The sequence below is a fragment of the Duganella sp. 1411 genome, from assembly GCF_017833525.1.
Taxonomy (GTDB): Bacteria; Pseudomonadota; Gammaproteobacteria; order Burkholderiales; family Burkholderiaceae_D; genus Rugamonas.
In genome coordinates this window covers 2,792,827-2,818,347 of record NZ_JAFICD010000001.1, presented here as the reverse complement: position 1 = coordinate 2,818,347, position 25,521 = coordinate 2,792,827, and the positions used below count along the sequence as shown (strand labels likewise).

The 25,521-nt window shown below is 67.1% G+C and carries 19 protein-coding genes; 7 read left to right on the top strand and 12 right to left on the bottom strand.

Annotation, left to right across the window (positions count from 1 at the left end):
* The first annotated feature begins 24 nt into the window (after positions 1–24).
* From JOD97_RS11810 to hemW, 5 genes are all read left to right on the top strand, one after another.
* Positions 25–990 (top strand): PP2C family serine/threonine-protein phosphatase, encoded by a 966-nt coding sequence (locus JOD97_RS11810; RefSeq protein WP_209716908.1) that lies wholly within the window; start codon positions 25–27, stop codon positions 988–990.
* A gap of 53 nt (positions 991–1,043) precedes the next feature.
* Positions 1,044–1,787: a ribonuclease PH gene (gene rph, locus JOD97_RS11805; protein ID WP_209716904.1), complete on the top strand. Its 744-nt coding sequence runs from the start codon at positions 1,044–1,046 to the stop codon at positions 1,785–1,787.
* Between the two features lie 40 nt (positions 1,788–1,827).
* A complete protein-coding gene (locus JOD97_RS11800; protein WP_209716901.1) occupies positions 1,828–2,775 on the top strand; it encodes a substrate-binding domain-containing protein in 948 nt (315 codons plus the stop codon).
* Between the two features lie 66 nt (positions 2,776–2,841).
* Positions 2,842–3,426: an RdgB/HAM1 family non-canonical purine NTP pyrophosphatase gene (rdgB, locus tag JOD97_RS11795; protein ID WP_209716898.1), complete on the top strand. Its 585-nt coding sequence runs from the start codon at positions 2,842–2,844 to the stop codon at positions 3,424–3,426.
* A complete protein-coding gene (gene hemW / locus JOD97_RS11790; protein WP_209716896.1) occupies positions 3,423–4,682 on the top strand; it encodes a radical SAM family heme chaperone HemW in 1,260 nt (419 codons plus the stop codon). The genes rdgB and hemW overlap by 4 nt, the downstream gene beginning before the upstream one ends.
* A gap of 149 nt (positions 4,683–4,831) precedes the next feature.
* Here hemW and JOD97_RS11785 read toward each other — a convergent pair whose 3' ends face one another.
* The 12 genes from JOD97_RS11785 to pgi all read right to left on the bottom strand — a co-directional run bounded on the left by JOD97_RS11785 (position 4,832) and on the right by pgi (position 22,667).
* Positions 4,832–6,538, bottom strand: coding sequence for a methyl-accepting chemotaxis protein (locus JOD97_RS11785; RefSeq protein WP_209716893.1), 1,707 nt, complete (start codon positions 6,536–6,538; stop codon positions 4,832–4,834).
* A 144-nt stretch (positions 6,539–6,682) separates the two neighbouring features.
* A complete protein-coding gene (locus JOD97_RS11780; protein ID WP_209716890.1) occupies positions 6,683–7,762 on the bottom strand; it encodes a patatin-like phospholipase family protein in 1,080 nt (359 codons plus the stop codon).
* A 108-nt stretch (positions 7,763–7,870) separates the two neighbouring features.
* Positions 7,871–9,325 carry an efflux transporter outer membrane subunit gene (locus JOD97_RS11775; protein WP_209716887.1) on the bottom strand — a complete coding sequence of 485 codons (1,455 nt, stop codon included), beginning with the start codon at positions 9,323–9,325 and terminating at the stop codon, positions 7,871–7,873.
* Positions 9,318–12,470 carry an efflux RND transporter permease subunit gene (locus JOD97_RS11770; RefSeq protein WP_209716884.1) on the bottom strand — a complete coding sequence of 1,051 codons (3,153 nt, stop codon included), beginning with the start codon at positions 12,468–12,470 and terminating at the stop codon, positions 9,318–9,320. The genes JOD97_RS11775 and JOD97_RS11770 overlap by 8 nt, the downstream gene beginning before the upstream one ends.
* 12 nt (positions 12,471–12,482) lie before the next feature.
* Positions 12,483–13,682, bottom strand: a complete 1,200-nt coding sequence (locus tag JOD97_RS11765) for an efflux RND transporter periplasmic adaptor subunit (RefSeq protein WP_209716882.1) — start codon at positions 13,680–13,682, stop codon at positions 12,483–12,485.
* Between the two features lie 213 nt (positions 13,683–13,895).
* Entirely contained in the window at positions 13,896–14,831 is a 936-nt protein-coding gene (gene tal, locus JOD97_RS11760) for a transaldolase (RefSeq protein WP_209716879.1), read from the bottom strand.
* Between the two features lie 151 nt (positions 14,832–14,982).
* The gene (locus tag JOD97_RS11755) at positions 14,983–15,423 is read right to left on the bottom strand and encodes a response regulator (protein WP_209716876.1); all 441 of its coding nucleotides are present in this window, start codon (positions 15,421–15,423) and stop codon (positions 14,983–14,985) included.
* A 9-nt stretch (positions 15,424–15,432) separates the two neighbouring features.
* Positions 15,433–16,887 carry an ATPase domain-containing protein gene (locus JOD97_RS11750; protein ID WP_209716873.1) on the bottom strand — a complete coding sequence of 485 codons (1,455 nt, stop codon included), beginning with the start codon at positions 16,885–16,887 and terminating at the stop codon, positions 15,433–15,435.
* A 182-nt stretch (positions 16,888–17,069) separates the two neighbouring features.
* Positions 17,070–17,924, bottom strand: coding sequence for an SIS domain-containing protein (locus JOD97_RS11745; RefSeq protein WP_209716871.1), 855 nt, complete (start codon positions 17,922–17,924; stop codon positions 17,070–17,072).
* Between the two features lie 19 nt (positions 17,925–17,943).
* Complete coding sequence (gene zwf / locus JOD97_RS11740; protein ID WP_209716869.1) at positions 17,944–19,416, bottom strand: glucose-6-phosphate dehydrogenase; 1,473 nt, start codon at positions 19,414–19,416, stop codon at positions 17,944–17,946.
* A gap of 690 nt (positions 19,417–20,106) precedes the next feature.
* Complete coding sequence (locus tag JOD97_RS11735; protein WP_209716867.1) at positions 20,107–21,003, bottom strand: SMP-30/gluconolactonase/LRE family protein; 897 nt, start codon at positions 21,001–21,003, stop codon at positions 20,107–20,109.
* A 14-nt stretch (positions 21,004–21,017) separates the two neighbouring features.
* The gene (pgi, locus tag JOD97_RS11730) at positions 21,018–22,667 is read right to left on the bottom strand and encodes a glucose-6-phosphate isomerase (protein WP_209716865.1); all 1,650 of its coding nucleotides are present in this window, start codon (positions 22,665–22,667) and stop codon (positions 21,018–21,020) included.
* A gap of 259 nt (positions 22,668–22,926) precedes the next feature.
* Between pgi and edd the strand changes: the two genes are divergently transcribed.
* Both edd and eda read left to right on the top strand, forming a co-directional pair.
* Positions 22,927–24,849, top strand: coding sequence for a phosphogluconate dehydratase (gene edd / locus JOD97_RS11725; RefSeq protein WP_209716863.1), 1,923 nt, complete (start codon positions 22,927–22,929; stop codon positions 24,847–24,849).
* Between the two features lie 21 nt (positions 24,850–24,870).
* Positions 24,871–25,488, top strand: a complete 618-nt coding sequence (gene eda, locus JOD97_RS11720) for a bifunctional 4-hydroxy-2-oxoglutarate aldolase/2-dehydro-3-deoxy-phosphogluconate aldolase (RefSeq protein ID WP_209717521.1) — start codon at positions 24,871–24,873, stop codon at positions 25,486–25,488.
* The last annotated feature ends 33 nt before the right edge of the window (positions 25,489–25,521 follow it).

The window sequence follows — 25,521 nt, the reverse complement described above, 5'->3', positions numbered from 1 at the left end:
GCAAGACCAACTGGATAGGCAAAAATGCAATTCTCCGTGTATCAGGAAAGCCACATCGGCGGCCGCAAGGTCAACCAGGACCGCATGGGCTACAGCTTCACCCGCGACGCGCTGTTGCTGGTGCTGGCCGACGGCATGGGCGGGCACGCGCGCGGCGAGGTGGCCGCCGCCGTCGCGCTGCAAACCATTTCGGCGCTGTTCCAGCGCGAGGCCGCGCCCTACGTCAAAAAGCCGCGGCGCTTTCTCGAGGAGGCCTTCGTGGCCGCGCACCGCGACATCCACGCCTACCGGCTGGCGCACGAGATGCCGGAGACGCCGCGCACCACCATCGTCGCCTGCCTGATCCAGCACAACACGGCCACGTGGGCCCATTGCGGCGACTCGCGGCTGTACTGGATGCGCGACGGCCGCATCCTGGCGCGCACGCGCGACCATTCGCATATCGAAAGCCTGATCGCCAAGGGCCTGGTGCCGCCGTCCGCGCGCGCCACCCACCCGGACCGCAACAAGCTTTACAACTGCCTGGGCGCCGACAGCCTGCCGAAGGTCGAGGTGGGCGGCGCCGAGGGCGTGCTGCCGGGCGACCGCATGCTGTTGTGCTCCGACGGGTTGTGGTCCATGCTGCCGGACGACGACATGGCGCGCCGCATGGACGCCCAGCCGGTGGCGCGGGCCGTGCCCGACCTGCTGCGCGCCGCGCTGGAGGCGGCCGGCGACGGCGGCGACAACGTCACCGCGCTGGCCATCATGTGGCAGGGCAGTTCGGTGGTCGACGGCCTGGACGCCATGACGGCGGGCGCGATGCCGACGGTGATCTCGACCGAGGCGCTGCCGCAGGACCTGCACAGCACCACCATCCTGGGCGCGCCGGTGGCGCCGCGGCCGGCGCAGGCGCCCGACGCCGACGCCGCCTTCGACGACGATGAAATCGAAAAGGCCATCGCGGAGATTCGCGGCGCTATCGAAAAATCCTCCCGCATACTCAAGTAATTCCCAGATAATCCACAAGTAAGCTCTCCAACCATCTTCAACAAGGACACCGTATGACCCTAGCCTCGCCCACCATCGCCCGTCACGACGGCCGCGCCGTCGACGCGCTGCGCACGCTGCGCCTGACGCGCGACTACACCAAGCACGCCGAAGGCTCGGTGTTGATCGAATGCGGCGACACCAAGGTGATTTGCACCGCCAGCATCGAGGACAAGGTGCCGGGCTTCCTGAAGGGCAAGGGCCAGGGCTGGATGACGGCCGAATACGGCATGTTGCCGCGCTCGACGCACACCCGCATGGACCGCGAGGCCGCGCGCGGCAAGCAGTCGGGCCGCACGCAGGAAATCCAGCGCCTGATCGGCCGTTCGCTGCGCGCCGCCTTCGACCTGCAGGCGTTCGGCGAGCGCACCCTGCACCTCGATTGCGACGTGATCCAGGCCGACGGCGGCACCCGCACCGCCTCGATCACCGGCGCCATGGTCGCCGCCTACGACGCGTTCTCCAAGCTGGTCGAGCGCGGCGCCGTGCCGGCCATTCCGCTCAAGGCGTTCGTGGCGGCGATTTCGGTCGGCGTCTACCAGGGCGTGCCGGTGCTGGACCTGGACTATGTCGAGGATTCGAGCTGCGATACCGATATGAACGTGGTGATGAACGAGGCCGGCCACTTCATCGAGGTGCAGGGCACGGCCGAGGGCGCGGCCTTCGACCGCGCCGGCATGAACCGGCTGCTCGACCTGGCGCAGGGCGGCATCGCCGATTTGATCAAGCTGCAAAAGCAGGTGCTGGGCATCGCTTAAAGAGCGTCGCGGCACGCGGGGCGTGGTGGAGGGGACATTCATGAAAAAGTGGCCGTTCGTGCTGCTACTGTGCGTTATCTGCCTGGGCGGCTGGCCGCCGGCGGCGTTTTGCAAAGAGTTGAACATCGTCTTTATCCCGAAGTCGCGCGACCAGGATTTCTGGACCTTCATGCGCCAGGGCGTCGACAAGGCGGTCGCCGAGGACGGCGCCGTCCACCTGACCTGGCGCGGCCCGGCCCACAACGACGATATCGATTCGCAGATCGATATCCTGCGCCTGTACTCGCGAGCGGACATCGACGCCATCATCATCGTGCCGACCGACCGGGTGCGCCTGATGGACCCGGTGCGCAAGGCGGCGGCGCTGGGCGTGAAGATCGTCGTCGTCGACTCCGCGCTGGGCGGCTCCTGGCACAGCAACTTCGTCGGCACCGACAACCACGCCGCCGGCCGGCTCGCCGCCGAGCGCATGGCGGCGCTGCTCAACGGCCAGGGCACGGTGCTGGTGATGCGCACCGTCTCCGGCAGCGGGTCGACCGACGACCGCGCCAACGGCTTCGTCAACTACCTTGCCAAGAACGCGCCGCGCATCATAGTCGTCGACGAATACGGCGGCGGCACCCGTGGCAAGGTGTCGCGGGCCGGGGTGGCGGCGCTGGCCAAATATCCCCGGCTCGACGCCGTCTTCGCCGTCAACGAGTCGGCCAGCGACGGCATGCTGCGCGCGCTGCGGCAGAGCGGCCAGGCCGGCAAGACCAGGTTGATCGGCTTCGACACCAGCGATTTCCTGCTCGAAGGCCTGAGGAAGCGGGAAATCCACGGCCTGGTGCTGCAGAACCCGCGCCAGATGGGCTATCGCGGCATGAAGGCGGCGATCGCGGCGGCCAGGGGCGCGCCCGTCAAGGAGCGCGACATCCTCACCGACGCCGTGATGGTCACGCTGGAAAACTACCTGAAGCCGGAGATCCAGTCGCTGCTGGTGCCGTAGCGCCGGGGTGGGGCGGCGGCAAAAGGTTTACAATGTCGCCTTCTCCGCACCACTCGATCCCACACCATGACTCAACGCCTGATCCTCGCCTCCAACAACGCCGGCAAACTCAAGGAATTCAACGAATTGCTGTCCACCGTGGGCTTTTCGGTCCACCCGCAGGGCGAGTTCGGCGTGCCGGAGGCCGATGAGCCTTTTCACACTTTTGTCGAAAATGCACTGCAAAAGGCGCGCCACGCGTCGCGCCTGACCGGCTTGCCCGCGCTGGCGGACGATTCCGGCGTGTGCGTCAACGCCCTCGGCGGCGCGCCCGGCGTGTATTCGGCGCGTTTCGCCGGCGAGCCGAAATCGGACGCCCGCAACAATGAAAAAATGATCGCCGACCTGGCCGCGCACGCCGACAAATCGGCCTATTACTACTGCGTGCTGGTGTTCGTGCGCCACGCCGACGACCCGCAGCCGGTCATCGCCGATGGCCGCTGGAACGGCGAGATGATCGCCACGCCGCGCGGCGCCGGCGGCTTCGGCTACGATCCGCACTTCTACATCCCGGCGCTGGGCAAGTGCGCGGCCGAGCTGAGCTCCGATGAAAAGAACGCGCTGTCGCATCGCGGCCAGGCCCTGCGCGCGCTGGTCGAGAAGCTCAAATGATCCCGATCAAAATCGCCGGCGCCAAAAGCGCCGCGGCCAAGCCGGCCACCGACATCAGCGCAGCGGCCGGCGTCGCCGCCAAGTATCTGCAGGGCGGGGCGCTGAACCTGCAGGCGCTGCCGCCGCTGTCGCTGTACATCCACTTCCCGTGGTGCGTCAAGAAGTGCCCGTACTGCGACTTCAACTCGCACGAGGCGAAGCAGGGCGGCGCCTTCCCCGAGCAGGAGTATCTGGACGCCATGCGCGCCGACCTGGAAATGGCGCTGCCGCTGATCTGGGGCCGCAAGATCTACACCATCTTCATCGGCGGCGGCACGCCCAGCCTGATGTCGGCGGCGGGGCTGGACCGCCTGCTGTCGGACGTGCGCACCCTGCTGCCGCTCGACAGCGACGTCGAGATCACGATGGAGGCCAATCCGGGCACCTTCGAGGCGGAGAAGTTCAAGTCCTACCGCGCCAGCGGCGTCAACCGGCTGTCGATCGGCATCCAGAGTTTCAACGCCCGCCACTTGCAGGCGCTGGGGCGCATCCATGACGACAACGAGGCCAGGCGCGCGGTCGATATCGCGCTGGCCAACTTCGACAACTTCAATCTGGATCTGATGTACGCGCTGCCGTCGCAGACGCTGGAGGAGGCGCGGCTAGACGTCGAGACGGCGATGTCGTTCAAGCCGCCGCACTTGTCGCTGTACCATTTGACGATGGAGCCGAACACGCTGTTCGCCAAGTATCCGCCGGCGCTGCCCGACGACGACGCCAGCGCCGACATGCAGGACATGATCGCCGAGCTGACCGCGGCCAACGGTTATCAGCAGTACGAGGTGTCGGCGTATGCCAAGGAGGGCCGGCGCGCGCGGCACAATTTGAATTACTGGGAGTTCGGCGATTACCTGGGCATCGGCGCGGGCGCGCATTCGAAGCTGTCGTTCCCGCACCGGATACTGCGGCAGGCGCGCTACAAGCAGCCCAAGGCTTATATGGAGCAGGTCAGGCTGGGGGCGCCGGTGCAGGAGGAGTACGAGATCGCGCGCGAGGATATGGGCTTCGAGTTCATGCTCAACACATTGCGGCTGCACGGCGGCTTCGATCCGAACCTGTTCAGCGAGCGCACCGGCTTGAGTTTGAACGCGATTGGGAAGAGCCTCGACGCGGCCGAGGCCAAGGGCTTGCTGTATCGCGATTACAAGGTGATCAGGCCGACCGAGTTGGGGCAGCGCTTCCTGAATGATTTGCAGCAGATGTTTTTGACCGGTTGATGTGTCGTCATCGTGGTCGGCGGCTCATACATGGCGGATTACGGCTCCGCCTAATCCGCCCTACGTGTCTCCGTGGTTGTTCGGCGTCCCGGTGTTGTTCCACGTAGGGCGGATTAGCGCAGCGTAATCCGCCGAGCGCCGCCCGGGACTTAAAACTCTTCCCACTCCTTGTCGTTGCCGACCGTGGCGGGCTTGCGCGCCAGCTTGGCCACCGGTTTTTTGGGCGCCGGCGCGCCACGGGCCGGCGGCGCGGCCGCGATCTTGCGCGCGGGGACGGGCGCCGCCAACGATTGCCGCATGCTTTCCTGATCGAGCTTGAACGATGCTGCCACGTCGGCCAGGCGCTCGGCCTGTTCCTGCATGCTGGCCGCCGCCGCTGCGGCCTCCTCGACCAGCGCCGCGTTCTGCTGCGTGACCTGGTCCATCTGCGTGATCGCCGTGTTGACCTGGTCGATGCCGATGCTTTGCTCGCTGCTGGCCGAGGTGATCTCGCCCATGATGTCGGTCACGCGGCGCACGCTGTCGACCACCTCGTTCATCGTGCTGCCGGCCTGCTGCACCAGCTTCGAGCCGATGTCGACCTGCTCGACCGAATTGCCGATCAATTCCTTGATCTCCTTGGCCGCCGCCGCCGAACGCTGGGCCAGATTGCGCACCTCGGAGGCGACCACCGCGAAACCGCGCCCCTGTTCGCCGGCGCGCGCCGCTTCCACCGCCGCGTTCAAGGCCAGGATGTTGGTCTGGAAGGCGATGCCGTCGATGACGCTGATGATGTCGAAGATCTTGCGCGACGAATCGTTGATCGTGCCCATGGTGTCGACCACCTGGCCGACGATCGAGCCGCCGCGCTCGGCCACGTCCGAGGCGGCGTGCGCCAGCTGGTTGGCCTGCCGGGCGTTTTCCGCGTTCTGGCGCACGGTCGCCGTCAGTTCCTCCATCGACGACGCGGTCTCCTCCAGCGAGCTGGCTTGTTCCTCGGTGCGCTGCGACAGGTCCATATTGCCGGCGGCGATTTCGTTGGAGGCGCTGGCGATGGTCTTGGTGCCGACCTGCACCTGGTTGACGACGTTGCGCAGCGAGTCGTTCATGCCTTTCAGCGCGGTCATCAGGTCGCCGATCTCCGAGCGCGAGGTGGGGCCGTCGAAGCGCGTGGTCAGGTCGCCGTTGGCCACCGTGGCGGCGATGTCGACCGCCGATTTGAGCGGCCCCGTGATCGAGCGCGAGATGATCCACGCCGCCACCGAGCCGATCGCCACCATCAGCACCGTCAGGATCAGCAGCAGCGTGTTGCTGCGCTCGTTGGCGGCGTCGATCGCGTGCGCGGTGTCGTCGATGGCCTTGCGCTGGAACGCCAGCAGCTCGTTGACCTTGTTCTTGTACGCCTCGGCGGCGGGCAGGAACTTGTCCCGGTACGCCGCCTCGGCCGCCGCGTCGTCGCCACCCTTGCGGATCTCGCCGACGTCGTTCTTGGCCTTCTGGTAGGCGGTGCGCAGCGCGATGGTGGCGTCGAACAGCGCGCGCTCGTCGTCGCTGGCCAGCAGCTCCTTGACCTTGCCCAGCAATTCGCCGCCGCGCTTGGTGCTGGCGGCGATGGTGTCGGCGAACACCACCGGCAGCGTGTCGTCCTTGCTGCGCGCGATCAGTTCGGTGCGCGCGACGGCCGAGTAAATCAGCACGTACCAGTCGGACACCAGGCGCTCCTTGGCCAGCGGCTGCTCCATCATTTGCCGGGTGGCGGCGGCGTTGCCGCGCGCGTTGACCAGCCCGACGGTGGTGGCGACCACGGCCAGCAGCAGGACGGTGGCGAACGCGATGGCGAGACGGGTGCCGATGCGCGTGTGCGAAAGAAAGTTCATGATTTACTCCGGTGACGACGGGCGTGGGCCCCAATGCAAGCAGCCAATTTGGCGTGGCTTTATAGCCGCAAGTATGCGCTCGGCCTTGCGGCCGGTCATGTGATGCGTGACGTTCCGTTGCAAATATGAAACAATGTGTATTATCTAAAACGACAATGTTGCCTTTAAGTCTGGCTTTTCGCACCAGCGGGCGAACGCTTCGGCCATGCGTTCGCTTTCGGCGATGGCGCGGGTCCAGTCGCGGATGCGGGCCGTGTGGTTTTGGCCGTAGGCGGTGAAGTCCTTGCGGTCGGGCAGTTTGCCGTTGGGGAGCGTGGCGACGAAGGCCGCCGACGGCGAGACCAGGATCACGTTGTCGAGCGCGGGATCGCCGGCGCCGGCGCGCCGCCACGGCATCGATTTATCCAGCCAGCCGGGCACGATATGGTCGCTGAAGTGCGGGTACAGCACCAGGCCGGGGTCGCGCTGGTAGGGCAGGTGCAGGTGGTAGTCGATCAAGCCGCCGTCCCAGTAGGCGCCGTCGGGCGCGCCGGCGATGGCCGTCACCGCCTCCAGCACCAGCGGGATGGAGCCGGAGGCCAACAGCGCCTCGCGCAGGTTGGCCGGCGACAGGTCGACGAAGTGGCCGGCGAAGGCGTCGAAGCGCTCACGCAGCCAGGCCGCGTCGTCGTGGCGGTTGTGGAACACCACGCGCTCCATCGCGCCGGCCAGGCGGCGGCGCGAGACGGCGTTGCCGGCGGCGGCGAGCAGGAAGCCGGCCAGCTCGCGCCAGCGCACGCCGTTGGCCCGCGCCAGCGCGCCGGTGCCGCGCGCGGTCAGGATGCTGACGTGGTGGTGCGGATGGCCGGCCGCTTCGGCGGCGCGGCCGTCGAGCAGTTCGTCGAGCAGCGCGCGGCAGGTCTGGCTGACGTAGGCCGGGGTGACCTTGGCCGGATAGCGCTGGTGGGCGTACAGGTGGGCCAAGCGTTTGTGGGCGGCGACCGGGTCGTCGAAGGCCGATGTGGCCATGCGCCAGGCGCCGATCGAGGCGCCGACCAGTTTGCGCCGTCGCGGCGCGTTCTTGAGCCAGGAGCCGAACAGCCACAGATCGAGGCCGTTGAGGATCAAGCCCTTGGGACCGCCGGCGGCGGCCGGGACGATGGCGATGTCGGAAGCCAGCATGCCCTCGGCGGCGATGCGGCGGCGGGCGCGTTGGCCCAGGCGGATGGTGATGGGGGAGGACATGGCGTGTGTTTCGGTTGGCGTTAACCCGCGCGGCATGCTCCGCATGGGGTCGTACCCCGCGGGGGCTCGGCGCCCCCGTACGACCCCGGTGTGCCGGGGGCCCGGGTGTTACTTCAAGCCGCCACCCAGCGCGCGATACAGGTCGATCGCGCTGGTGGTGCGCAGCAGGCGCGCCTGCACCAGCGATTGCTGCGCGCTGAACAGCTCGCGCTGCGCGTCGAGCACGTCGAGCGAACTGGCGACGCCGTTGTCGAAGCGCAGTTGCAGCAGCTTGAGCCGGTCGGCCTGCGCGTCCTGCACCGCGCGCTGCGCCGCCACCTGCTCGCCCAGGTAGTCGCGCGCCGCCAGCGCGTCGGCCACCTCGCGGAACGCGGTCTGGATGGTCTTCTCGTAGTCGGCCACGGCGATGTTCTTGCGCACCTCCGTCAACGTCAGGTTGGCGCGGTTGCGGCCGGCGTCGAAGATCGGCAGCACCAGTTGCGGCGCGAACGACCAGCTGCCGGTGCCGCTGTCGAACAGCCCGCCCAGGGTCGGGCTGGTGCTGCCGATCGCCGCCGTCAGGCTGATGCGCGGGAAGAAGGCCGCGCGCGCGGCGCCGATGTTGGCGTTGGCCGATTTGAGCCGCTGTTCGGCGGCGCGGATGTCGGGACGGCGCGCCAGCAGGTCGGATGGCAGCCCGGCCGGCAGCGCGCTGAGGGCGTCGATCTGGGCGTCGCTCGGCATGGCGCCGCTGGCGGCGCCCGCCGGCGGCTGGCCGACCAGCAAGGTCAACGCGTTTTCCGCTTGCGCGCGCTGGCGCGCCAGGGTCAGCGCGGCGGCGCGCGCGGTCTCCATCAGCGTTTCATTCGAACGCAGGTCGAGGCGCGACGACGCGCCCACTTCGGCGCGCTGCTGCGTGAGCTTGTAGGTGCGGGCGCGCGCGTCGTAGGTCTGCTGCGCCAGCGCGTACTGCTCGGCGTAGGCGCGCTCGGTGAAGTAGGCCTGCGCCACTTGCGCCACCAGGCTGATTTGCGCCGCCTGGCGCGCCTCGTCGGTGGCCAGGTAGGCCGCCAGCGCGGCGTCGTTGAGGCTTTTGACGCGGCCGAAGAAATCGAGCTCGAACGAGGAGATGGCCAGGCCGGCGTCGACCCGCCTGCCGATCACGGTCTGGCCGCTCGGCGAGACCGTGGCCGGGGTCTGGGCGCGGGTGGCGCCCAGGCTGGCGTTGACGTTGGGCAGGCGGTCGGCCGACTGCACGTTGTACAGCGCGCGCGCCTCCTCGATGCGCAGGGCGGCGGTGCGCAGGTCGCGGTTGTTGTCCAGCGCGGCGGCGATCAGCTGTTGCAGGCGCGGCTCGTTGAAGTACTCGCGCCAGCCGGTATCGATGGCGTCGCGGGCGCCTGCAGGGGCGGGCGCGACGCCGGTCTTGGCGGCGGCGCCGGCGCCGTCGGCAGGATAGGCGGCGGCCACCGGGGCGTCGGGACGCTGGTAGGTCGGCGCCAGCGAGCAGGCCGACAGCAGCGCGGCCGTGGCCAGCAGCGCCGCGCGCGCGGCGCTTGGGGTGGGGCGGGAGCGCTTAGTCATAGGTCTCATGCTTTTTGTCGTCCATTTCGTGAGCGGCCAGTTTGCGCTGGCGTTCGCTGCCCTTGAAGATTTTGCGGATCACCACGAAGAATACCGGCACCAGGAACACCGCCAGCACGGTCGCCGTGATCATCCCGCCCATCACGCCGGTGCCGATGGCGCGCTGGCTGGCCGACCCGGCGCCGGTGGCGATCACCAGCGGCAGCACGCCAAGGATGAAGGCCAGCGAGGTCATGATGATCGGGCGGAAGCGCAGGTGCACCGCCTCCAGGGTCGCCTCGATCAGGCCCATGCCTTGGGCCTGCAGGTCCTTGGCGAATTCGATGATCAGGATCGCGTTCTTGGCCGACAGGCCGATGATGGCGATCAGGCCCACCTTGAAGTACACGTCGTTGGGCAGGTCGCGGATATGGGCGCCCAGCAGCGCGCCCAGGATCCCCAGCGGCACCACCAGCAGCACGGCGATCGGGATCGATTCGCTTTCATACAGCGCGGCCAGCACCAGGAAGGCGGCCAGCAGCGACAGCGCGAACAGCGCCGGCGCCTGCGAGCCGGAGGTTTTCTCCTCCAGCGACTGGCCGGTCCATTCGACGCCGAAGCCGGGCGGCAGCTGCGCGGCCAGGCGTTCCAGTTCGTCCATCGCCTCGCCGGTCGAGCGGCCGGGCGCGGCGTCGCCGGTCAGCTTGATGGCGGGGTAGCCGTTGTAGCGCACCAGCTGCACCGGGCCCTGGATCCAGCGCGACTTGGCGAACGAGGAGAACGGCACCATGGCGCCGCTGGCGCTGCGCACGTTGAGCTGCATGATGTCCTCGGGCTGCAGGCGGCGCGGCGCGTCGGCCTGCACGATCACGCGCTGCTGGCGGCCGGCGCTGGCGAAGTCGTTGACGTACGACGAGCCGAGCGCGGTCGACAGCATGGCGTTGATGTCGGCGAAGGTGACGCCCAGCGCGTTGGCCTTCTCGCGGTCGATGTCGAGCTGCAGCTGCGGCGCGTCCTCCAGCCCCTCGGGCCGCACGCCCTTGAGGATGGCGCTCTTGGCGGCAAGGCCCAGCAGCTGGTTGCGCGCGGCGATCAGCGCGTCGTGGCCTTGCGCGCTGCGGTCCTGCAGGCGCGCGGTGATGCCGGTGGCGTTGCCCAGCTCGCGGATGGGCGGAGGGCTGAGCGGGAAGATGATGGCGTCCGGGATGCCCGACAGCGCGCCCATGGCGCGCGCGGCGATGGCCTGCGCCGAGTCCTGCGGTCCGCGCTCCTTCCAGTCCTTGAGCGGCACGAACACCAGGCCGACGTTCTGGCCGTTGCCCGAGAAGCTGAAGCCGGCCACCGCGATGGTGCGGGCCACGGCCGTCTGCTTGCGGAAGTACTCGTCGGCCTGCGCCAGCACCGCCTGCGCGCGGCTGCGCGAGGCGCCCGGCGGCAGCTGGACGTTGGCGATCAGGTAGCCCTGGTCCTCGTTCGGCAGGAACGACGACGGCAGGCGCACGTACAGCCAGCCGACCACGCCGCACAGCAGCGCGAACACCACCAGGTAGCGGCCGGTGCGCTTGAGCATTTTGGCGATGACGCCCTGGTAGCCGCTGGCGGTGACGGCGAAGCGGCGGTTGAACCAGCCGAAGAAGCCTTTCTTCTCGTGGTGGTGGCCGGCCTCCACCGGTTTGAGCATGGTCGCGCACAGCGCCGGCGTCAGGGTCAGCGCCATCAGCGCCGAGAAGCCCATGGCCGACACCATCGCCAGCGAGAACTGGCGGTAGATGGCGCCGACGGCGCCGCCGAAGAAGGCCATCGGGATGAACACCGCCACCAGCACCAGCGTGATGCCGATGATGGCGCCGGTGATCTGCGACATCGCCTTGCGGGTGGCGTCGCGCGGCGACAGGCCTTCCTCGCTCATGATGCGTTCGACGTTCTCCACCACCACGATGGCGTCGTCGACCAGGATGCCGATCGCCAGCACCATGCCGAACATGGTGAGCACGTTGATCGAGAAGCCGAACAGCTGCATCATGGCGAAGGTGCCCATCAGCGCGATCGGCACGACGATGGTCGGGATCAGGGTGTAGCGGATGTTCTGCAGGAAGATGTACATGACGATGAACACCAGCAGCACCGCCTCGAGCAAGGTCTTGACCACTTCCTCGATCGAGATCTTGACGAAGGTCGAGGTGTCGTACGGGATGGTGTACTGCACGCCCGGCGGGAAGTACTTGGCCAGTTCGTCCATCTTGGCGCGCACCGAGGTGGCCGTCTGCAGCGCGTTACCGGTCAGCGACAGCTGCACGGCGACGGCGGCGAACGGCGCGCCGTTCAGGCGCGCGCTGATGTTGAAGTTGGCGCCGCCCATTTCAACGCGGGCCACGTCCTTCAGGCGCACCACCGAGCCGGCGGTGTTCGAGCGCAGCACGATCTCGCCGAATTCGGTGGTCGACGACAGCTGGCCGGTGACCACGATCGGCGCCGAATAGCTTTGCTGCGCGGGGCTGGGCAGGTCGCCCAGGGTGCCGGAGGTGACCTGGGCGTTTTGCGCGCGGATGGCGGCGGTGACGTCGGCCATGGTGAGCTTGAGGCCGACCAGCTTGGCCGGGTCGACCCAGACCCGCATGGCCCGCTCGGTGCCGAACAACTGCGCCTGGCCGACGCCGGGAATGCGCTTGATCTCGTTGACGACGTTGCGCGCCATGTAGTCGCCCAGGCCGGTCGGATCGAGCCGGCCGTCGGTCGAGGTCAGGCCGACGAACATCAGGATGTTCGAGCGCGCCTTGTTGACCTGCACGCCCTGCTGGGTGACCGAGGCGGGCAGGCGCGATTCGACCCGCTTGATGCGGTTTTGCACGTCGACCGCCGCCAGGTCCGGATTGGTGCCGGGGACGAAGGTGACGGTGATGGTCACGGAGCCATTGGCTTCGCTTTGCGATTCGACGTACTGCAGGCCGTCGGCGCCGTTCATTTCCTGTTCGATGACGCTGGTGACGGCGTCGTCGAGCACCTGGGCGGTGGCGCCCGGATAGCTGGTGGTGATGACGATGGACGGCGGCGCGATGGTCGGATACTGCGACACCGGCAGCACCGTGATCGCCAGCGCGCCGCCAAGCAGGATGAATAATGCGATCACCCACGCGAAGACGGGGCGGTCGATGAAGAACTTGGCCATCTGAGCTCCAGGTTATTTGGCGGCCGCGGGGGCGGCGGGGGCTGCCGTCGCCGGGGCGGCGGGGGCGGGGGAGGCCGGTCCGGCCCACGGTTGCGGCGTGACGGCCAGGCCCGGCTTGGCCTTCTGGAAGCCTTCGACGATGATGCGCTCGCCGCCTTTGAGGCCGCTGCTGACGACCCAGTTCTGGCCCTCGTTGGCGGTGGCGGTGATCGGCTGCGAGACCACCTTGTTGTCGCTGCCGACGATCAGCACCGAGGCGCCGTCCTGGGTGCGCACCACGGCCTGCTGCGGCACCGTGATGGCGGCCTCGTTGACGCCCTGTTCGAGCCGGGCGCGCACGTACATGCCCGGCAACAGCGTGCGCTTCGGATTGGGGAACTCGGCGCGCATCGACACCGAACCGGTGTTCTGGTCGACCGAGACGTCGGCGAACAGCAGCTTGCCCGTCTGCGGGTAGGCCTGGCCGTCCTCGGTGACCAGCGAGACGCGCGCCTGGTCTTTACCGGCGCTTTTGAGCTTACCCTCGGCCAGCGCGCGCCGCAGCTTGAGCAGCTCGGTCGACGATTGCGTGATGGTGACGTAGATCGGGTCGAGCTGCTGCACGGTGGCCATCGGCGTGGCCTCGCCCTGGCCCACCAGCGCGCCCTCGGTCACCAGCGCGCGGCCGATGCGCCCGGAGATCGGCGCGGTGACGGTGGCGTAGCCCAGGGTCAGGCCGGCGTTGGTGCGCGCCGCCTTGGCGGTGGCCAGGTCGGCGGCGGCCTGCTTCTGCGCGGTGACGGCGTCGTCGTATTCCTGCTGGCTGACCGCTTGCGCGGCCAGCAGCGGCTTGTAGCGCTTGACCTTCAGGTCGGCCTGGGCCAGGTTGGCCTCGGCCTTGGCGACGGCCGCCTGGGCGCTGTCGAACGAGGCCTGGAAGCTGGCCGGGTCGATGCGGAACAGCACCTCGCCGGCCTTGACGTCGCCGCCCTCCTCGAACACCCGCTTGAGCACGATGCCGGCGGTGCGCGCGCGCACCTCGGCGATGCGCGAGGCCTCGGTGCGGCCCGGCAGCTCGCTGGTGAGCGTGACGCTGGCCGGCGCGACCGTGACGACCGACACCTTGGGCGGTGGCGGCGCGGCGGGCGCGGTGTCTTTTTTGCCGCAGGCGCCGAGCACGGCGAGGGTGAGGGCGGCGCAGGCAAGGGTGGTGGAGCGAGGGACGGATCTCATGGATGGTCTCTGAAAAGGGAATGATGGGACGTTCGCCGGCCGGCGCGGGGCCGACTGAGTTGCAACATTGTAATACAGTCAGAAATGTAACGTTTTGTACATGTCGGTTACGGTGCAATTGACGCTCAACGGTTGCACAAGTGTTGTTAAGACGTCAAAAAGGCAGGAGGACGGCGCGCCGTGCTCCTGCCTTTCAGCCGTGTTGGCGCGCGCTCAGCGCATGCCGGAGATGATTTGCTTGAGCTTGCCCGAGTCGGCGCAGAAGGCGCGGATGCCCTCGGCCAGCTTCTCGGACGCCATCTGGTCCTCGTTGAGCTGGAAGCGGAAGGTCTTCTCGTCCTGGGTCAGCTTGATGATGCCCGACGACGGCACCTTGTCGGCGCTGAGCTTGCGCTCGACCGGGGCGTCGCTGTCGGCCAGCTTTTGCAGCAGGTCCGGGCTGATGGTGAGCAGATCGCAGCCGGCCAGTTCGAGGATCTGGCCGGTGTTGCGGAAGCTCGCGCCCATGACCTCGGTCTTGTAGCCGAACTTGCGGTAGTAGTTGTAGATGCGCTTGACCGACTGCACGCCCGGGTCCTCGGCGCCCACGTAGTCGAGGCCGGTGGACTTTTTATACCAGTCGTAGATGCGGCCGACGAACGGCGAGATCAGCTGGGCGCCGGCGTCGGCGCAGGCGATCGCCTGGCCCAGCGAGAACAGCAGGGTCATGTTGCAGCGGATGCCTTCCTTCTCGAGGATCTCGGCGGCGCGGATGCCCTCCCAGGTGGCGGCCATCTTGATGAGCACGCGTTCGCGCTCGATGCCGGCCGCCTCGTACAGGGCGATCAGGTCGCGGCCCTTGGCCACCGAGCCTTCGACGTCGAACGACAGGCGGGCGTCGATCTCGGTCGACACGCGGCCCGGGATGATGCGCAGGATCTGCTTGCCGAAGGCCACCAGCAGGTGGTCGATGGTGTCCGGGATCGAGCGGTCGAGGTTGTCGCGCACGGCTTTTTCCAGCAGCGGCTTGTATTCGTCCTTTTGGACCGCCTTGAGGATCAGCGACGGATTGGTGGTGGCGTCGCGCGGGGTGTAGGCCTGGATCGACTGGAAGTCGCCGGTGTCGGCGACGACGGTGGTGAATTGCTTGAGCTGTTCGAGTTGGTTCATGTGCGCTGCCGGTCAGGGGGAATAAAGGATTATCTTATTGTACTCAACCGTGTTTGTTTTGCGTAGGGCGGATTAGGCGGAACGCCGTAATCCGCCATCGACGAGCCGCCGGCGGCGCATGCATTGGCGGATTACGCTGCGCTAATCCGCCCTACGTGTTTCCGTGGTTTCCGTGGTTTGCGTGGTTTTCCCGGCTCGGGCCGGCGGCGATCAGCCGCGCGATCTCGTCGAGCAGCACCTCGAAACGGATCGGCTTGCGGAAGAAGGTGTCGTACGGGATCATCTCTTCCTTGCGCGGGATGCCGGCGCTGGCCAGGATGAACGGGATGGCGCGCAGCGCCGGGTCGGCCCGCCATTGCAGGCACAGCTGGGCGCCGTCCATCACCGGCATCATGTAGTCGGAGACGACGATGTCGGGCCGCTCGCGCGCGGCCAGCGCCAGCGCCTCGGCGCCGTTGCCGGCCGTGCGCACCCGGTAGCCGCGGTATTCGAACAGCATCGTGTACGCCGACAGGACGTCGAACTCGTCGTCGACCACCAGGATGAGTTTTCCATCCGGGTTGGCGTCCATGATTGCTGGGGAGTCGCTCATGTCATCTCGCTATAGCGTCTGCGGCGGCACGACCGGGCCGAACACGGCGCCCTCGATCGTCATGCCGTTGTCGGTGATGAGCAGGATGTGGTTGGCCGCGTCGTAGCTGTTCTCGCGCAGCTTGAGCACGCCGATCTGGCGCCGGTTGATGCCGCGCACGTCGACGTAGCGCAACAGGATGATGTTTTCGAACAACATCGAGGCCGACACCTCGCTGTGTGCCGGCCCGGTGCCGAAATAGGGCAGTTCCTGGGTGAAGAAACTGGTCACGTTGCGGCAGCGCAACTCGTTGACCAGCGCGGCCAGGAACGAGCGCGAGCGCCCGTCGTGGATGACGATCTCGCGCAGGCCGTCGAGGCCGTCCATCAGCAGGCGCGACACGCCGCGCCGCTCGACGTTGCGCAGGATTTCCTGCGCCAGCGCGTCGACCAGCACCTCCAGCGGCGGATGCCAGATGATCTCCAGCGCGCCGCTGTCGTAGTACGGCTTGAGGTCCATGCCGACGCTGGCCGATTTTTCCAGCAGCCGCAGCGGCGATTCGTAGAAGCCGGCGATCAGGCAGTTTTCACCGCGCTGCAGGCCGTCGAAGACGAAATGCAGGCCCATCAAGGTCTTGCCGACGCCCGGGTTGCCCAGCAGCGCGGTGGTCGAGCCGCGCGCCACGCCGCCGTTGGTCAGCTTGTCCCAGCCCTCGATGCCGAAGCCGAGGCGCTGGCGCGACACGGCCGGCGTCGCGCCCGACACCGTGCTGACGGCCTCCAGGCGCGGGTAGATGGCGACGCCGTCCTCGCCCACCTCGAACACGTGGCGGCCCAGCAGATGCTTGCTGCCGCGCAATTTAAACACCTTGATCTCGCGGATCAGCTGCAAGCCCTGCTCATATTGGCTCAGCTCGATCAAGCCGTCGACCAGCGTGTTTTCCGAATCGGCCACGTTGCCCTCGGTGGGCGAGAGCAGGAAGGTGGTGCACTGCATGGTCGACACCAGCGAGTTCAGCGAAAGCATGAACTCGGACAGCGCCACGTCCGACGGCTTGGCCTCGCGCACGGTGCGGAAGCCGTCGATGATCATGATGTCGGGGCGCTGGTCGGCCAGCGTGCTGGCGATCGACTTGAGCAACTCGCGCAGGCCGCCCTTGAGCAGTTCGTTGTAGGCGCCGAGAAAGACGATGCGCTCGCCGACCAGTTTTTCGTCGAAGAACGAGAAGCTGCTCAGGTGGTTGAGCATTTTGCCGTGGGTTTCGGCGATCAGGGTCAGGATCAGCACCTTTTTGCCCTGGTGCGCATGCTGGAAACCGATCTGGCAGGCCAGCGTGGTCTTGCCGCTGCCGGCCAGGCCCTGGATCAGATACAGGCTGTGCGCGGGGAAACCGCCGCCGAGGATCTGGTCGAAGCCAGGCACGCCGGTCTGCAGCAGCGGGATGCGCACTGCGGGTTGGGCGTTATAGGAGGTAAAGGTAGTCATGTCCACTCTCGGGGGGGCTCGTCGGCAAACGAACGTAATGCATATGCAAACAGCAATATTGCGTCTGCGTAAAAAACAGACACACTGTAGCACAGCGACAATTATAGGAGGGCTGGCGCGCGGCCCACGTACGCCAGCACACCCACGCGGGCAGGTAGTGGTTTTTTTGTAAGTGCGAGAGCTTAGCCGATGAAGGAGTCGAATTGCAAGTCGAACTCCTGCAGGGCCTTCTGGGCGTTCTGCATCTTCTTGCGGAACTCCGGACCGCGCTGCAGGGCCAGGCCGACGGCCAGCACGTCGATGACGACCAGGTAAGCCAGGCGCGCCGAGATCGGCGTGTAGGGGTCGATGTTGAAGATCAGGTCGATCGGGATGAGCACCGTGGCCAGGTCGGCCAGCGGCGTGCCCGACGGCGCCAGCACGATGACGTCGGCGCCGCCGCGGCGGGCCAGCTTGATCGAGCGCACCAGCGACGGGCTGTTGCCGCGCTGGGAGATGGCGACCACGGCGTCGCCGGCGCGCAGCAGGGCGGCGGCGATGCTGTGGATGTGCGGGTCGGCGTAGGCCACGGTCGGCACGCCGGAGCGGAAGAACTTGTGCTGGGCGTCGGCGGCGACGATGCCGGATGTGCCCTGGCCGTAGAACTCGATCTTGTTGGCCTTGGCCAGGATGTCGAGCGCCTTTTGGATCGCGTCCGGATCGAGGTTGTTGCGCAGGTCGAGCAGGGTGTTGATCGAGCGGCTGCAGATCTTGTTGACCAGGTCGGCCGCGAGGTCGTCCTGGGTCGGCTGCTCGTTCAGGCCCGGCAGGGCCAGCGCCAGCCCCTGCGCGAGTTTGAGCTTGAACTCGTGCCAGCCGTCGTAGCCCAGGGTGCGGCAGAAGCGCACCACGGTCGGCTCGGACACCTGGGCGCTCTTGGCCAGCGCCGTGATGTTCTGGCTGACCGTCTGGCCCGGGTGGTCGAGCACGGCCAGCGCGACCTTGCGCTCCGATTTGGAGAGCGAGTCGAGCTGGGTGCGGATGGAGTCAAGCAGCATTGCGGCGCGTCTTCAGTCTTTAATCTTCAGGCAGCGCTTCCTCGCGCCACTGCAGGCCGTCGCGGCCGATCAGCGCGGAGGCGGCCGCCGGACCCCAGGTGCCGGAGGCGTACGGGATCGGGTAGCTGTCGTCGCTCTCCCAGTTGTTGAGGATAGGCTCGACCCATTCCCACGCCGCTTCCAGCTCGTCGCCGCGCATGAACAAGGTCAGCTGGCCGCGCAGCACGTCGAGCAGCAGGCGCTCGTAGGCGTCCATGCGGGGCGACTTGAACGATTCGCGGAAGTCCAGCTCGAGCTCGGCTTGCTTGAGGCGCATGCCGTCGCCGGGCGTCTTGGCCATCAGGTTCATGCGCAGGCCCTCGTCGGGCTGCAGGCGGATGACCAGGGAGTTCGGCTGGAAGCTGTTGGTCGGCTGGGCGAAGATCGAGTGCGGGATCGGCTTGAAGCGCACGACGATCTCGGCCAGGCCGTCGGCCATGCGCTTGCCGGTGCGCAGGTAGAACGGCACGCCGGCCCAGCGCCACGTGTCGATCTCGGCCTTCATGGCGACGAAGGTCTCGGTGCGCGAATGTTCCGGCGCGTCCGGCTCGTCGCGGTAGCTCGGCACGGCCTTGCCGTCGACGTGGCCGGCGCGGTACTGGCCGCGCACGATGTTTTGCGCCAGCGTGGTCGGCGTGAATTTCTTGAGCGAGCGCAGCACTTGCAGCTTGGCGTCGCGCACGGCGTCCGGGGCGATCGACGTCGGCGGCTCCATGGCGACGATGCACAGCAGTTGCAGCAGGTGGTTTTGCAGCATGTCGCGCAGCGCGCCGGAGGTGTCGTAATAGCCCATGCGGTTGCCGACGCCGAGTTTTTCGGCGATGGTGATCTGGACGTCGGAGATCCACTCGCGGCGCCACAGCGGCTCGAACAGGATGTTACCGAAGCGCAGCGCCAGCAGGTTCTGCACGGTCTCCTTGCCCAGGTAATGGTCGATCCGGTAGATCTGCGATTCCTCGAACACCTTGCCCACTTCGGCGTTGATCTGCTTGGCCGAGGCGAGGTCGCGCCCGAGCGGCTTTTCCAGCACCACGCGCGAGTTCTTGGTGACCAGGCCGTTTTCCTTGAGGTTGTCGCAGATCTGCGAGAAGATCGCCGGCGGCGTGGCCAGGTAGTAGACGCGGGTGATGGCGTCGTCCTTGCGCAGCGCCTCGGTCAGGTTCTTGTAGCTGGCGCTGTCGGTGGCGTTGAGCGAGACGTAGACGATGCGCGCGGTGAAGCGGGTCCACGCGGCGGGCGTGACGGCCGGCGATTTGATGTGGGGTTTGGAGGTGGTCTCGACGGTGTGCAGGAAGTCTTCCTGGCTGGCGTCCGCGCGGCCGACGCAAATGATGCGGGCGGTCGGGGGCAGGTCGTTGGCCACGTCGCGGGCGTACATCGCAGGCAGCAGTTTGCGCATCGCCAGATCGCCGCTGCCGCCAAACAGAACCAGATCAAAATCGGTAAGAGCCATAATTGAGAGTCGTCGCAAGAGTAAGTAGTGCCGGAAAGGGAAGTCGCTGCACAGCGGCGCCACCGGTTTGACACTATACCCGGAGGCGGTTTTTCATTGTGTAAATTTACTACGATAAGCGGTGAAATGCAAGAAATTTTACTACATTTGATGGGTGGTTTCAGGGGCTGCGCGCTACTATGGCATGAAGCTACTATACCGTGTCGCGCGGGTTTTTGCCGGGGACGGCGTTGTGGGTGGCAGGCGTGAGCCGTTGGCGGATCGAACATGGCGGATTACGGCGTTCCGCCTAATCCGCCCTACGTGGAACCGTGGTTCGGTGACGTCGCGTGCCGCCGGATGCGCCCACGTGGAACCGTGGTTCGGTCACGTCGCGTGCCGCCGGATGCGCCCACGTGGAACCGCGGTTCGGTGACGTCGCGTGCCGCCGGATGCGCCCACGTGGAACCGTGGTTCGGTGACGTCGCGTGCCGCCGGATGCGCCCACGTGGAACCGTGGTTCGGTCACGTCGCGTGCCGCCGGATACGCCCACGTGGAACCGTGGTTTCGTGACGTCGCGTGCCGCCGGATACGCCCACGTGGAACCGTGGTTCGGTGACGTCGCATGCCGCCGGTGGAATCATTCTGAAACACGTAGGGCGGATTAGCGTAGCGTAATCCGCCATCCATGAGCCATCGGCGGCTTGCGCTCAATTACGGTACGCCGTTTCCACCCGTCCGGCGACATCGACCCGGATCGCCAGCAACTTGCCGCTGAGCGGATACTGCGCCAACTCCGCCTCCGGCCGCGCGCCCGCGCTGGTCACATATAACGTCCGCAAATCCGCTCCGCCAAACGCCAGCATCGTCGGACAGCGCAGCGGCAGCGCTATCTCGTCGAGCAACTCACCGTCCGGCGACAGCTTGACCAGCCGCCCACCCTCGAACAACGCGCTCCAATAATTGCCCTCGCTGTCGACCGCCGCGCCGTCCGGCCGTCCGCCATAATTGTTGGCCTTGTCCGCCGAGAACTGCATGAACGGCCGCTGATTCTCCACCGTGCCGCCATCGACGTCGAAATCGAAACGCCGCACCAGATGCGCCGTGGTGTCGGCGTGGTACATGGTCTTGCCGTCCGGGCTGAAACCCAGGCCGTTCGAATTGGTCATGCCGCCCGACCAGGCCTTGCGGATCTCGCCTCGCTCCAGCACGAACATCTCGGCCGCCGGCCGGTCGCGCGGCTCGTAGATGGTGCCGACCCAGAACCGCCCGGCCGGATCGACCCGGCCATCGTTGAAACGGGCCACCGAGGTGTCGTACGGCGCCGGCGCGATCTCGGTGATGCGGACGTCGTCGGCGCCGGTGTCGAGGTGGTAAAAGCCGCCGCGCATGGCGACGATCAAGCCGCCGTTGTCGCTGACGGCCAGGCTGGCCGGTTCGCTCGAGAGCCGCCACGCGCGGTGCGCGCCGCTGGCCGGATCGAGCCGGTGCACGGTGAAGGCGGGGATGTCGACCCAGTAAAGCGCCTGCTCCTCGTCGTGCCACAGCGGGCATTCGCCGGTTTGCATGACGGCGTCGTAGGCCACTTCGATGTGCGGTGCGCTCATGGTCGTCCTCGTGCTCAAATGTGCTGGGCCGCTTTGGCCATGACGATCAGGCCATTGGTCGAGCTGTCGTGGCGCTCCGGCTGCACCTCGCCGGCCAGTTCGGCGTGGATGTTCTTGGCCAGCACCTTGCCCAGCTCCACACCCCACTGGTCGAAGCTGTTGACGTCCCAGACCACGCCCTGCACGAAGGTTTTATGCTCGTACAGCGCGATCAGCGCGCCCAAGGTCGATGGCGTCAGCTGGTCCATCAAAATCGTGTTCGACGGCCGGTTGCCGGGGAAGGTCTTGTGCGGCACCAGCGCCTCGATCTCCTCGGCCGGCAGGTTCTGCGCGGTCAGGTCGGCGCGCACCTCGTCGGCGGTCTTGCCGGTCATGAACGCTTCCGACTGCGCGAAGCAGTTGGCCAGCAGCGAGTCGTGGTGGCCCGGCAGGTCGTGCGTGGCGCGCAGCGTGGCGATGAAGTCGATCGGCGTGACGTCGGTGCCCTGGTGCAGCAGCTGGAAGTACGCGTGCTGCGCGTTGGTGCCGCATTCGCCCCAAACGACCGGGCAGGTCGGCGTGTCGACTTCGGCGCCGTCGCGGGTGACGCGCTTGCCGTTGCTCTCCATGTCGAGCTGCTGCAGGTAGGCCGGGAAGCGGTTCAGGTCCTGGTGGTACGGCGCGATCGACAGCGAGCCGGCGCCGAGGAACTGGCGGTTCCAGAAGCCGACCATGGCCAGCAGCACCGGCATGTTCTGCTCCAGCGGCGCGGTGCGGAAGTGTTCGTCCATGGCGTGGGCGCCGGACAGGAAGTCGCTGAAGTAGCCGAAGCCCACCGCCAGCGCCACCGCCAGGCCGATCGCCGACCACACCGAATAGCGGCCGCCGACCCAGTCCCAGAACGGGAACATATTGGCCGGGTCGATGCCGAAGGCTTTGACCGCCTCGGTGTTGGTGGAGACGGCGACGAAGTGGCGCGCCAGGTCCTCGGGCTTGGCCGTTCGCAGGAACCAGTTGCGCGCGGTGCCGGCGTTGAGCATCGTCTCGGCGGTCACGAAGGTCTTGGAGGCGATGATGAACAAGGTGGTCTCCGGATCGACCAGCGCCAGCGCGGCGTCCATGTCGTGGCCGTCGACGTTGGAGACGAAGTGCATCTTCAGGCGCGGGTGGGCGTACGAGCGCAGCGCCAGCACGGCCATCTTCGGTCCCAGGTCCGAGCCGCCGATGCCGATGTTGACGACGTCGGTGATCGGCTTGCCGGTGTGGCCCAGCCAGGCGCCGGAGCGGACCTGGTCGGTGAATTCCTTGATGTGGTCGAGCACCGCGTGCACGTCGCCGCTGACGTCCTGGCCGTCGACGGTCAGGTTTTTGCCGCGCGGCAATCTCAGCGCTGTGTGCAGCACGGCGCGATGTTCTGTAAGATTAATCTTCTCGCCACTGAGCATGGCGTCGCGCCGGGCTTCGACGCCGCGTTCGCGGGCCAGGTCGAGCAGCAGGCCGACCGTGGTGCTGGTGAGCCGGTTCTTCGAATAGTCGAGGAACAGGCCGGCCGCGTCGACCGTCAGGGTCGGAAAACGCTGCGCGTCGTGCGCGAACAGCTGGCGCAATTGCCAGTGTTTGGCGTCGGCGGCGTGGGATTCGAGGGCTTTGAAGCTGGCGGTGGTGGTCAGTGCGGGCTGGCGCATAATGGTCTGGCGTCTTCGTCTGAAAGATGGGAGGGCGGAGTTAAAGGCTTAGTGAATAATACCCGAAAACCCGGTAAATTCACTACGACACTGTTGAAAGAATAGAATTTTTAGCGCCTCGGAGGTGGTTTTCCCTGCATGCCAGGATGATTTTCCGGTGCCGGCGGTAGCCAGCGTTTGCCAGCTAAAAAGTAGAAAAGCCAGTCGCTTTTGAGATTTTGTAGTAAAATTTCACGGAATTCATTCATAAGGAACAATCATGGCGTTGCATCCGGTCCTGGAAAGTGTCACCGCTCGCATCATCGAGCGTAGCAAACCTTCGCGCGGCGCGTATCTGGCGCATCTTGAAGCGGCGCGCGTCAAGGGCGTGCAGCGCGGCACGCTGGCGTGCACCAACCTGGCGCACGGCTTCGCCGCCTTCCCCGCCAACGACAAGCTGTCGTTGAAAGAACTCAAAAAGCCGTCGGTGGCCATCGTCTCGGCCTACAACGACATGCTGTCGGCGCACCAGCCGTTCGAACGCTTCCCGGCGCTGATCAAGGACGCCGTGCGCGACGTCGGCGCGGTGGCGCAATTCGCCGGCGGCACGCCCGCCATGTGCGACGGCGTCACGCAGGGCCAGCCGGGCATGGAGCTGTCGCTGTTCTCGCGCGACGCCATCGCCATGTCGACCGCCATCGCGCTGTCGCACAATATGTTCGACTCCGCCGTCTACCTGGGCGTGTGCGACAAGATCGTGCCGGGCCTGTTGATCGGCGCGCTGCACTTCGGCCACCTGCCGGCGGTGTTCGTGCCGGCCGGCCCGATGACCACCGGCTTGTCGAACTCCGAGAAGGCCAAGATCCGCCAGCTGTACGCGCAGGGCAAGGTCGGCCGCGCCGAACTGCTGGAAGGCGAATCGCAGTCCTACCACGGCGCCGGCACCTGCACCTTCTACGGCACCGCCAACAGCAACCAGATGCTGATGGAGGTCATGGGCCTGCACCTGCCTGGCGCCGCCTTCATCACCCCGAACACGCCGCTGCGCGACGAATTGACCAAGGCCGCCGCGCGCCGCGCCGCCGTCATCACCGCGCAATCGGACGAGTACCTGCCGGTCGGCCACGTGGTCGACGAAAAGGCCATCGTCAACGCCGTCGTCGCGCTGCTGACGACCGGCGGCTCGACCAACCACACCTTGCACCTGGTGGCCATCGCCAAGGCGGCCGGCATCGTCATCGACTGGGACGACTTCGACGAGCTGTCGAAGGTGGTGCCGCTGCTGACGCGCATCTACCCGAACGGCAACGCCGACGTCAACCACTTCCACGCCGCCGGCGGCACTGGCTTCGTGATCCGCGAACTGCTCAACGGCGGCTTGCTGCACGACGACGTCACCACCATCCTGGGCAAAGGGCTGCGCGCGCACTGCGCCGAGCCGTTCCTGGGCGAGGGCGGCCAGGGCGTGGTGTGGCGCGACGCGCCGGCCGAATCGGGCGACGAAGCGGTGCTGCGCAAGATCACCGCGCCGTTCTCGCCGGACGGCGGCACGGTGCTGGTCAAGGGTAACCTGGGCCGCGCGGTGATGAAGGTCTCGGCCGTCAAGCCGGAGCACCAGACGGTGGAAGCGCCGGCGCTGGTGTTCAATTCGCAGGAGGATTTCATGGACGCGTACAAGGCCGGCCAGCTCGATCGCGACTTCGTCGCCGTGCTGCGCTTCCAGGGTCCGCGCGCCAACGGCATGCCGGAACTGCACGCGCTCACGCCGGCGCTGGCCAACCTGCAGGACGCCGGCCGCCACGTCGCGCTGGTGACGGACGGCCGCATGTCGGGCGCGTCGGGCAAGGTGCCGGCGGCGATCCACGTCTCGCCGGAGATTTTGGCCGGCGGTCCGCTGGGCCGGGTGCGCGACGGCGACCTCATCCGCGTCTGCGCCAAGAACGGCACCCTGGAGGCGCTGGTGGAGCCGGCCGTCTGGAACGCCCGCGAGCAAGCCACGGCCGACCTGACGCCGAACGGCGTCGGTATGGGGCGCGAGCTGTTCGCCATGTTCCGCCACAGCGTGAGCGAAGCGGAGAAGGGCGCGACCACGTTCGCGCTGCCGTCGCCGATACCGACGATCGTCGGCCTGCACGACAAAGACCCGGTCGGCAACACCGTACCGGGTTCCGATGAAGATTTCTCGATGAAGAAAGAAGCGTAAATCATGACCACCAATTCAGCTATGACCCTGCTCGACATTATGCGTACCTCGGCCGTGATCCCGGTGATCGCGATTGACGAACCTGAACATGCGGTTCCGCTGGCGAAGGCGCTGGTGGCCGGCGGCATCCGCGTGCTGGAAGTCACGCTGCGCACCAAGCACGGACTGGGCGCGATCCGCGCCATGTCGGAGGTGGAAGGCGCGATCGTCGGCGTCGGCACGTTGACGCAGCCGGAGGAATTCGCCGCCGCGCGCGACGCCGGCGCGGTGTTCGGCGTCTCGCCTGGCTTGACGGCCGCGCTGATCGCCGCCGCCAAGAGCAGCGGCCTGCCGCTGCTGCCGGGCGTGATGACGCCGTCGGAAGTGATGGCCGCGCGCGAGCAGGGCTTCCGCCAACTGAAGCTGTTCCCGGCGGTGCCGGCGGGCGGCATCGGCATGCTCAGCGCCATCAACGGCCCGCTGCCGGACGTCATGTTCTGCCCGACCGGCGGCATTTCGCAGGAGACGGCGTCGCAATTCCTGGCGCTGAAAAACGTCGCCTGCGTGGGCGGCTCGTGGCTCACGCCGAAGGACGCCATCGCCGCCGGCGACTGGGGCCGCATCACCGACCTGGCCAAAGCCGCCAGCGGCCTGCGCTAGCCGCGAGGTTAAGCGGATGCATGGCCGATTGCG

Excerpts from the sequence above, each read along its gene's own strand:
- JOD97_RS11810 (WP_209716908.1), top strand. The coding sequence starts at position 25 with ATGCAATTCTCCGTGTATCAGGAAAGCCACATCGGCGGCCGCAAGGTC.
- rph (WP_209716904.1), top strand. The coding sequence starts at position 1,044 with ATGACCCTAGCCTCGCCCACCATCGCCCGTCACGACGGCCGCGCCGTC.
- JOD97_RS11800 (WP_209716901.1), top strand. The coding sequence starts at position 1,828 with ATGAAAAAGTGGCCGTTCGTGCTGCTACTGTGCGTTATCTGCCTGGGC.
- rdgB (WP_209716898.1), top strand. The coding sequence starts at position 2,842 with ATGACTCAACGCCTGATCCTCGCCTCCAACAACGCCGGCAAACTCAAG.
- hemW (WP_209716896.1), top strand. The coding sequence starts at position 3,423 with ATGATCCCGATCAAAATCGCCGGCGCCAAAAGCGCCGCGGCCAAGCCG.
- JOD97_RS11785 (WP_209716893.1), bottom strand. The coding sequence starts at position 6,538 with ATGAACTTTCTTTCGCACACGCGCATCGGCACCCGTCTCGCCATCGCG.
- JOD97_RS11780 (WP_209716890.1), bottom strand. The coding sequence starts at position 7,762 with ATGTCCTCCCCCATCACCATCCGCCTGGGCCAACGCGCCCGCCGCCGC.
- JOD97_RS11775 (WP_209716887.1), bottom strand. The coding sequence starts at position 9,325 with ATGACTAAGCGCTCCCGCCCCACCCCAAGCGCCGCGCGCGCGGCGCTG.
- JOD97_RS11770 (WP_209716884.1), bottom strand. The coding sequence starts at position 12,470 with ATGGCCAAGTTCTTCATCGACCGCCCCGTCTTCGCGTGGGTGATCGCA.
- JOD97_RS11765 (WP_209716882.1), bottom strand. The coding sequence starts at position 13,682 with ATGAGATCCGTCCCTCGCTCCACCACCCTTGCCTGCGCCGCCCTCACC.
- tal (WP_209716879.1), bottom strand. The coding sequence starts at position 14,831 with ATGAACCAACTCGAACAGCTCAAGCAATTCACCACCGTCGTCGCCGAC.
- JOD97_RS11755 (WP_209716876.1), bottom strand. The coding sequence starts at position 15,423 with ATGAGCGACTCCCCAGCAATCATGGACGCCAACCCGGATGGAAAACTC.
- JOD97_RS11750 (WP_209716873.1), bottom strand. The coding sequence starts at position 16,887 with ATGACTACCTTTACCTCCTATAACGCCCAACCCGCAGTGCGCATCCCG.
- JOD97_RS11745 (WP_209716871.1), bottom strand. The coding sequence starts at position 17,924 with ATGCTGCTTGACTCCATCCGCACCCAGCTCGACTCGCTCTCCAAATCG.
- zwf (WP_209716869.1), bottom strand. The coding sequence starts at position 19,416 with ATGGCTCTTACCGATTTTGATCTGGTTCTGTTTGGCGGCAGCGGCGAT.
- JOD97_RS11735 (WP_209716867.1), bottom strand. The coding sequence starts at position 21,003 with ATGAGCGCACCGCACATCGAAGTGGCCTACGACGCCGTCATGCAAACC.
- pgi (WP_209716865.1), bottom strand. The coding sequence starts at position 22,667 with ATGCGCCAGCCCGCACTGACCACCACCGCCAGCTTCAAAGCCCTCGAA.
- edd (WP_209716863.1), top strand. The coding sequence starts at position 22,927 with ATGGCGTTGCATCCGGTCCTGGAAAGTGTCACCGCTCGCATCATCGAG.
- eda (WP_209717521.1), top strand. The coding sequence starts at position 24,871 with ATGACCCTGCTCGACATTATGCGTACCTCGGCCGTGATCCCGGTGATC.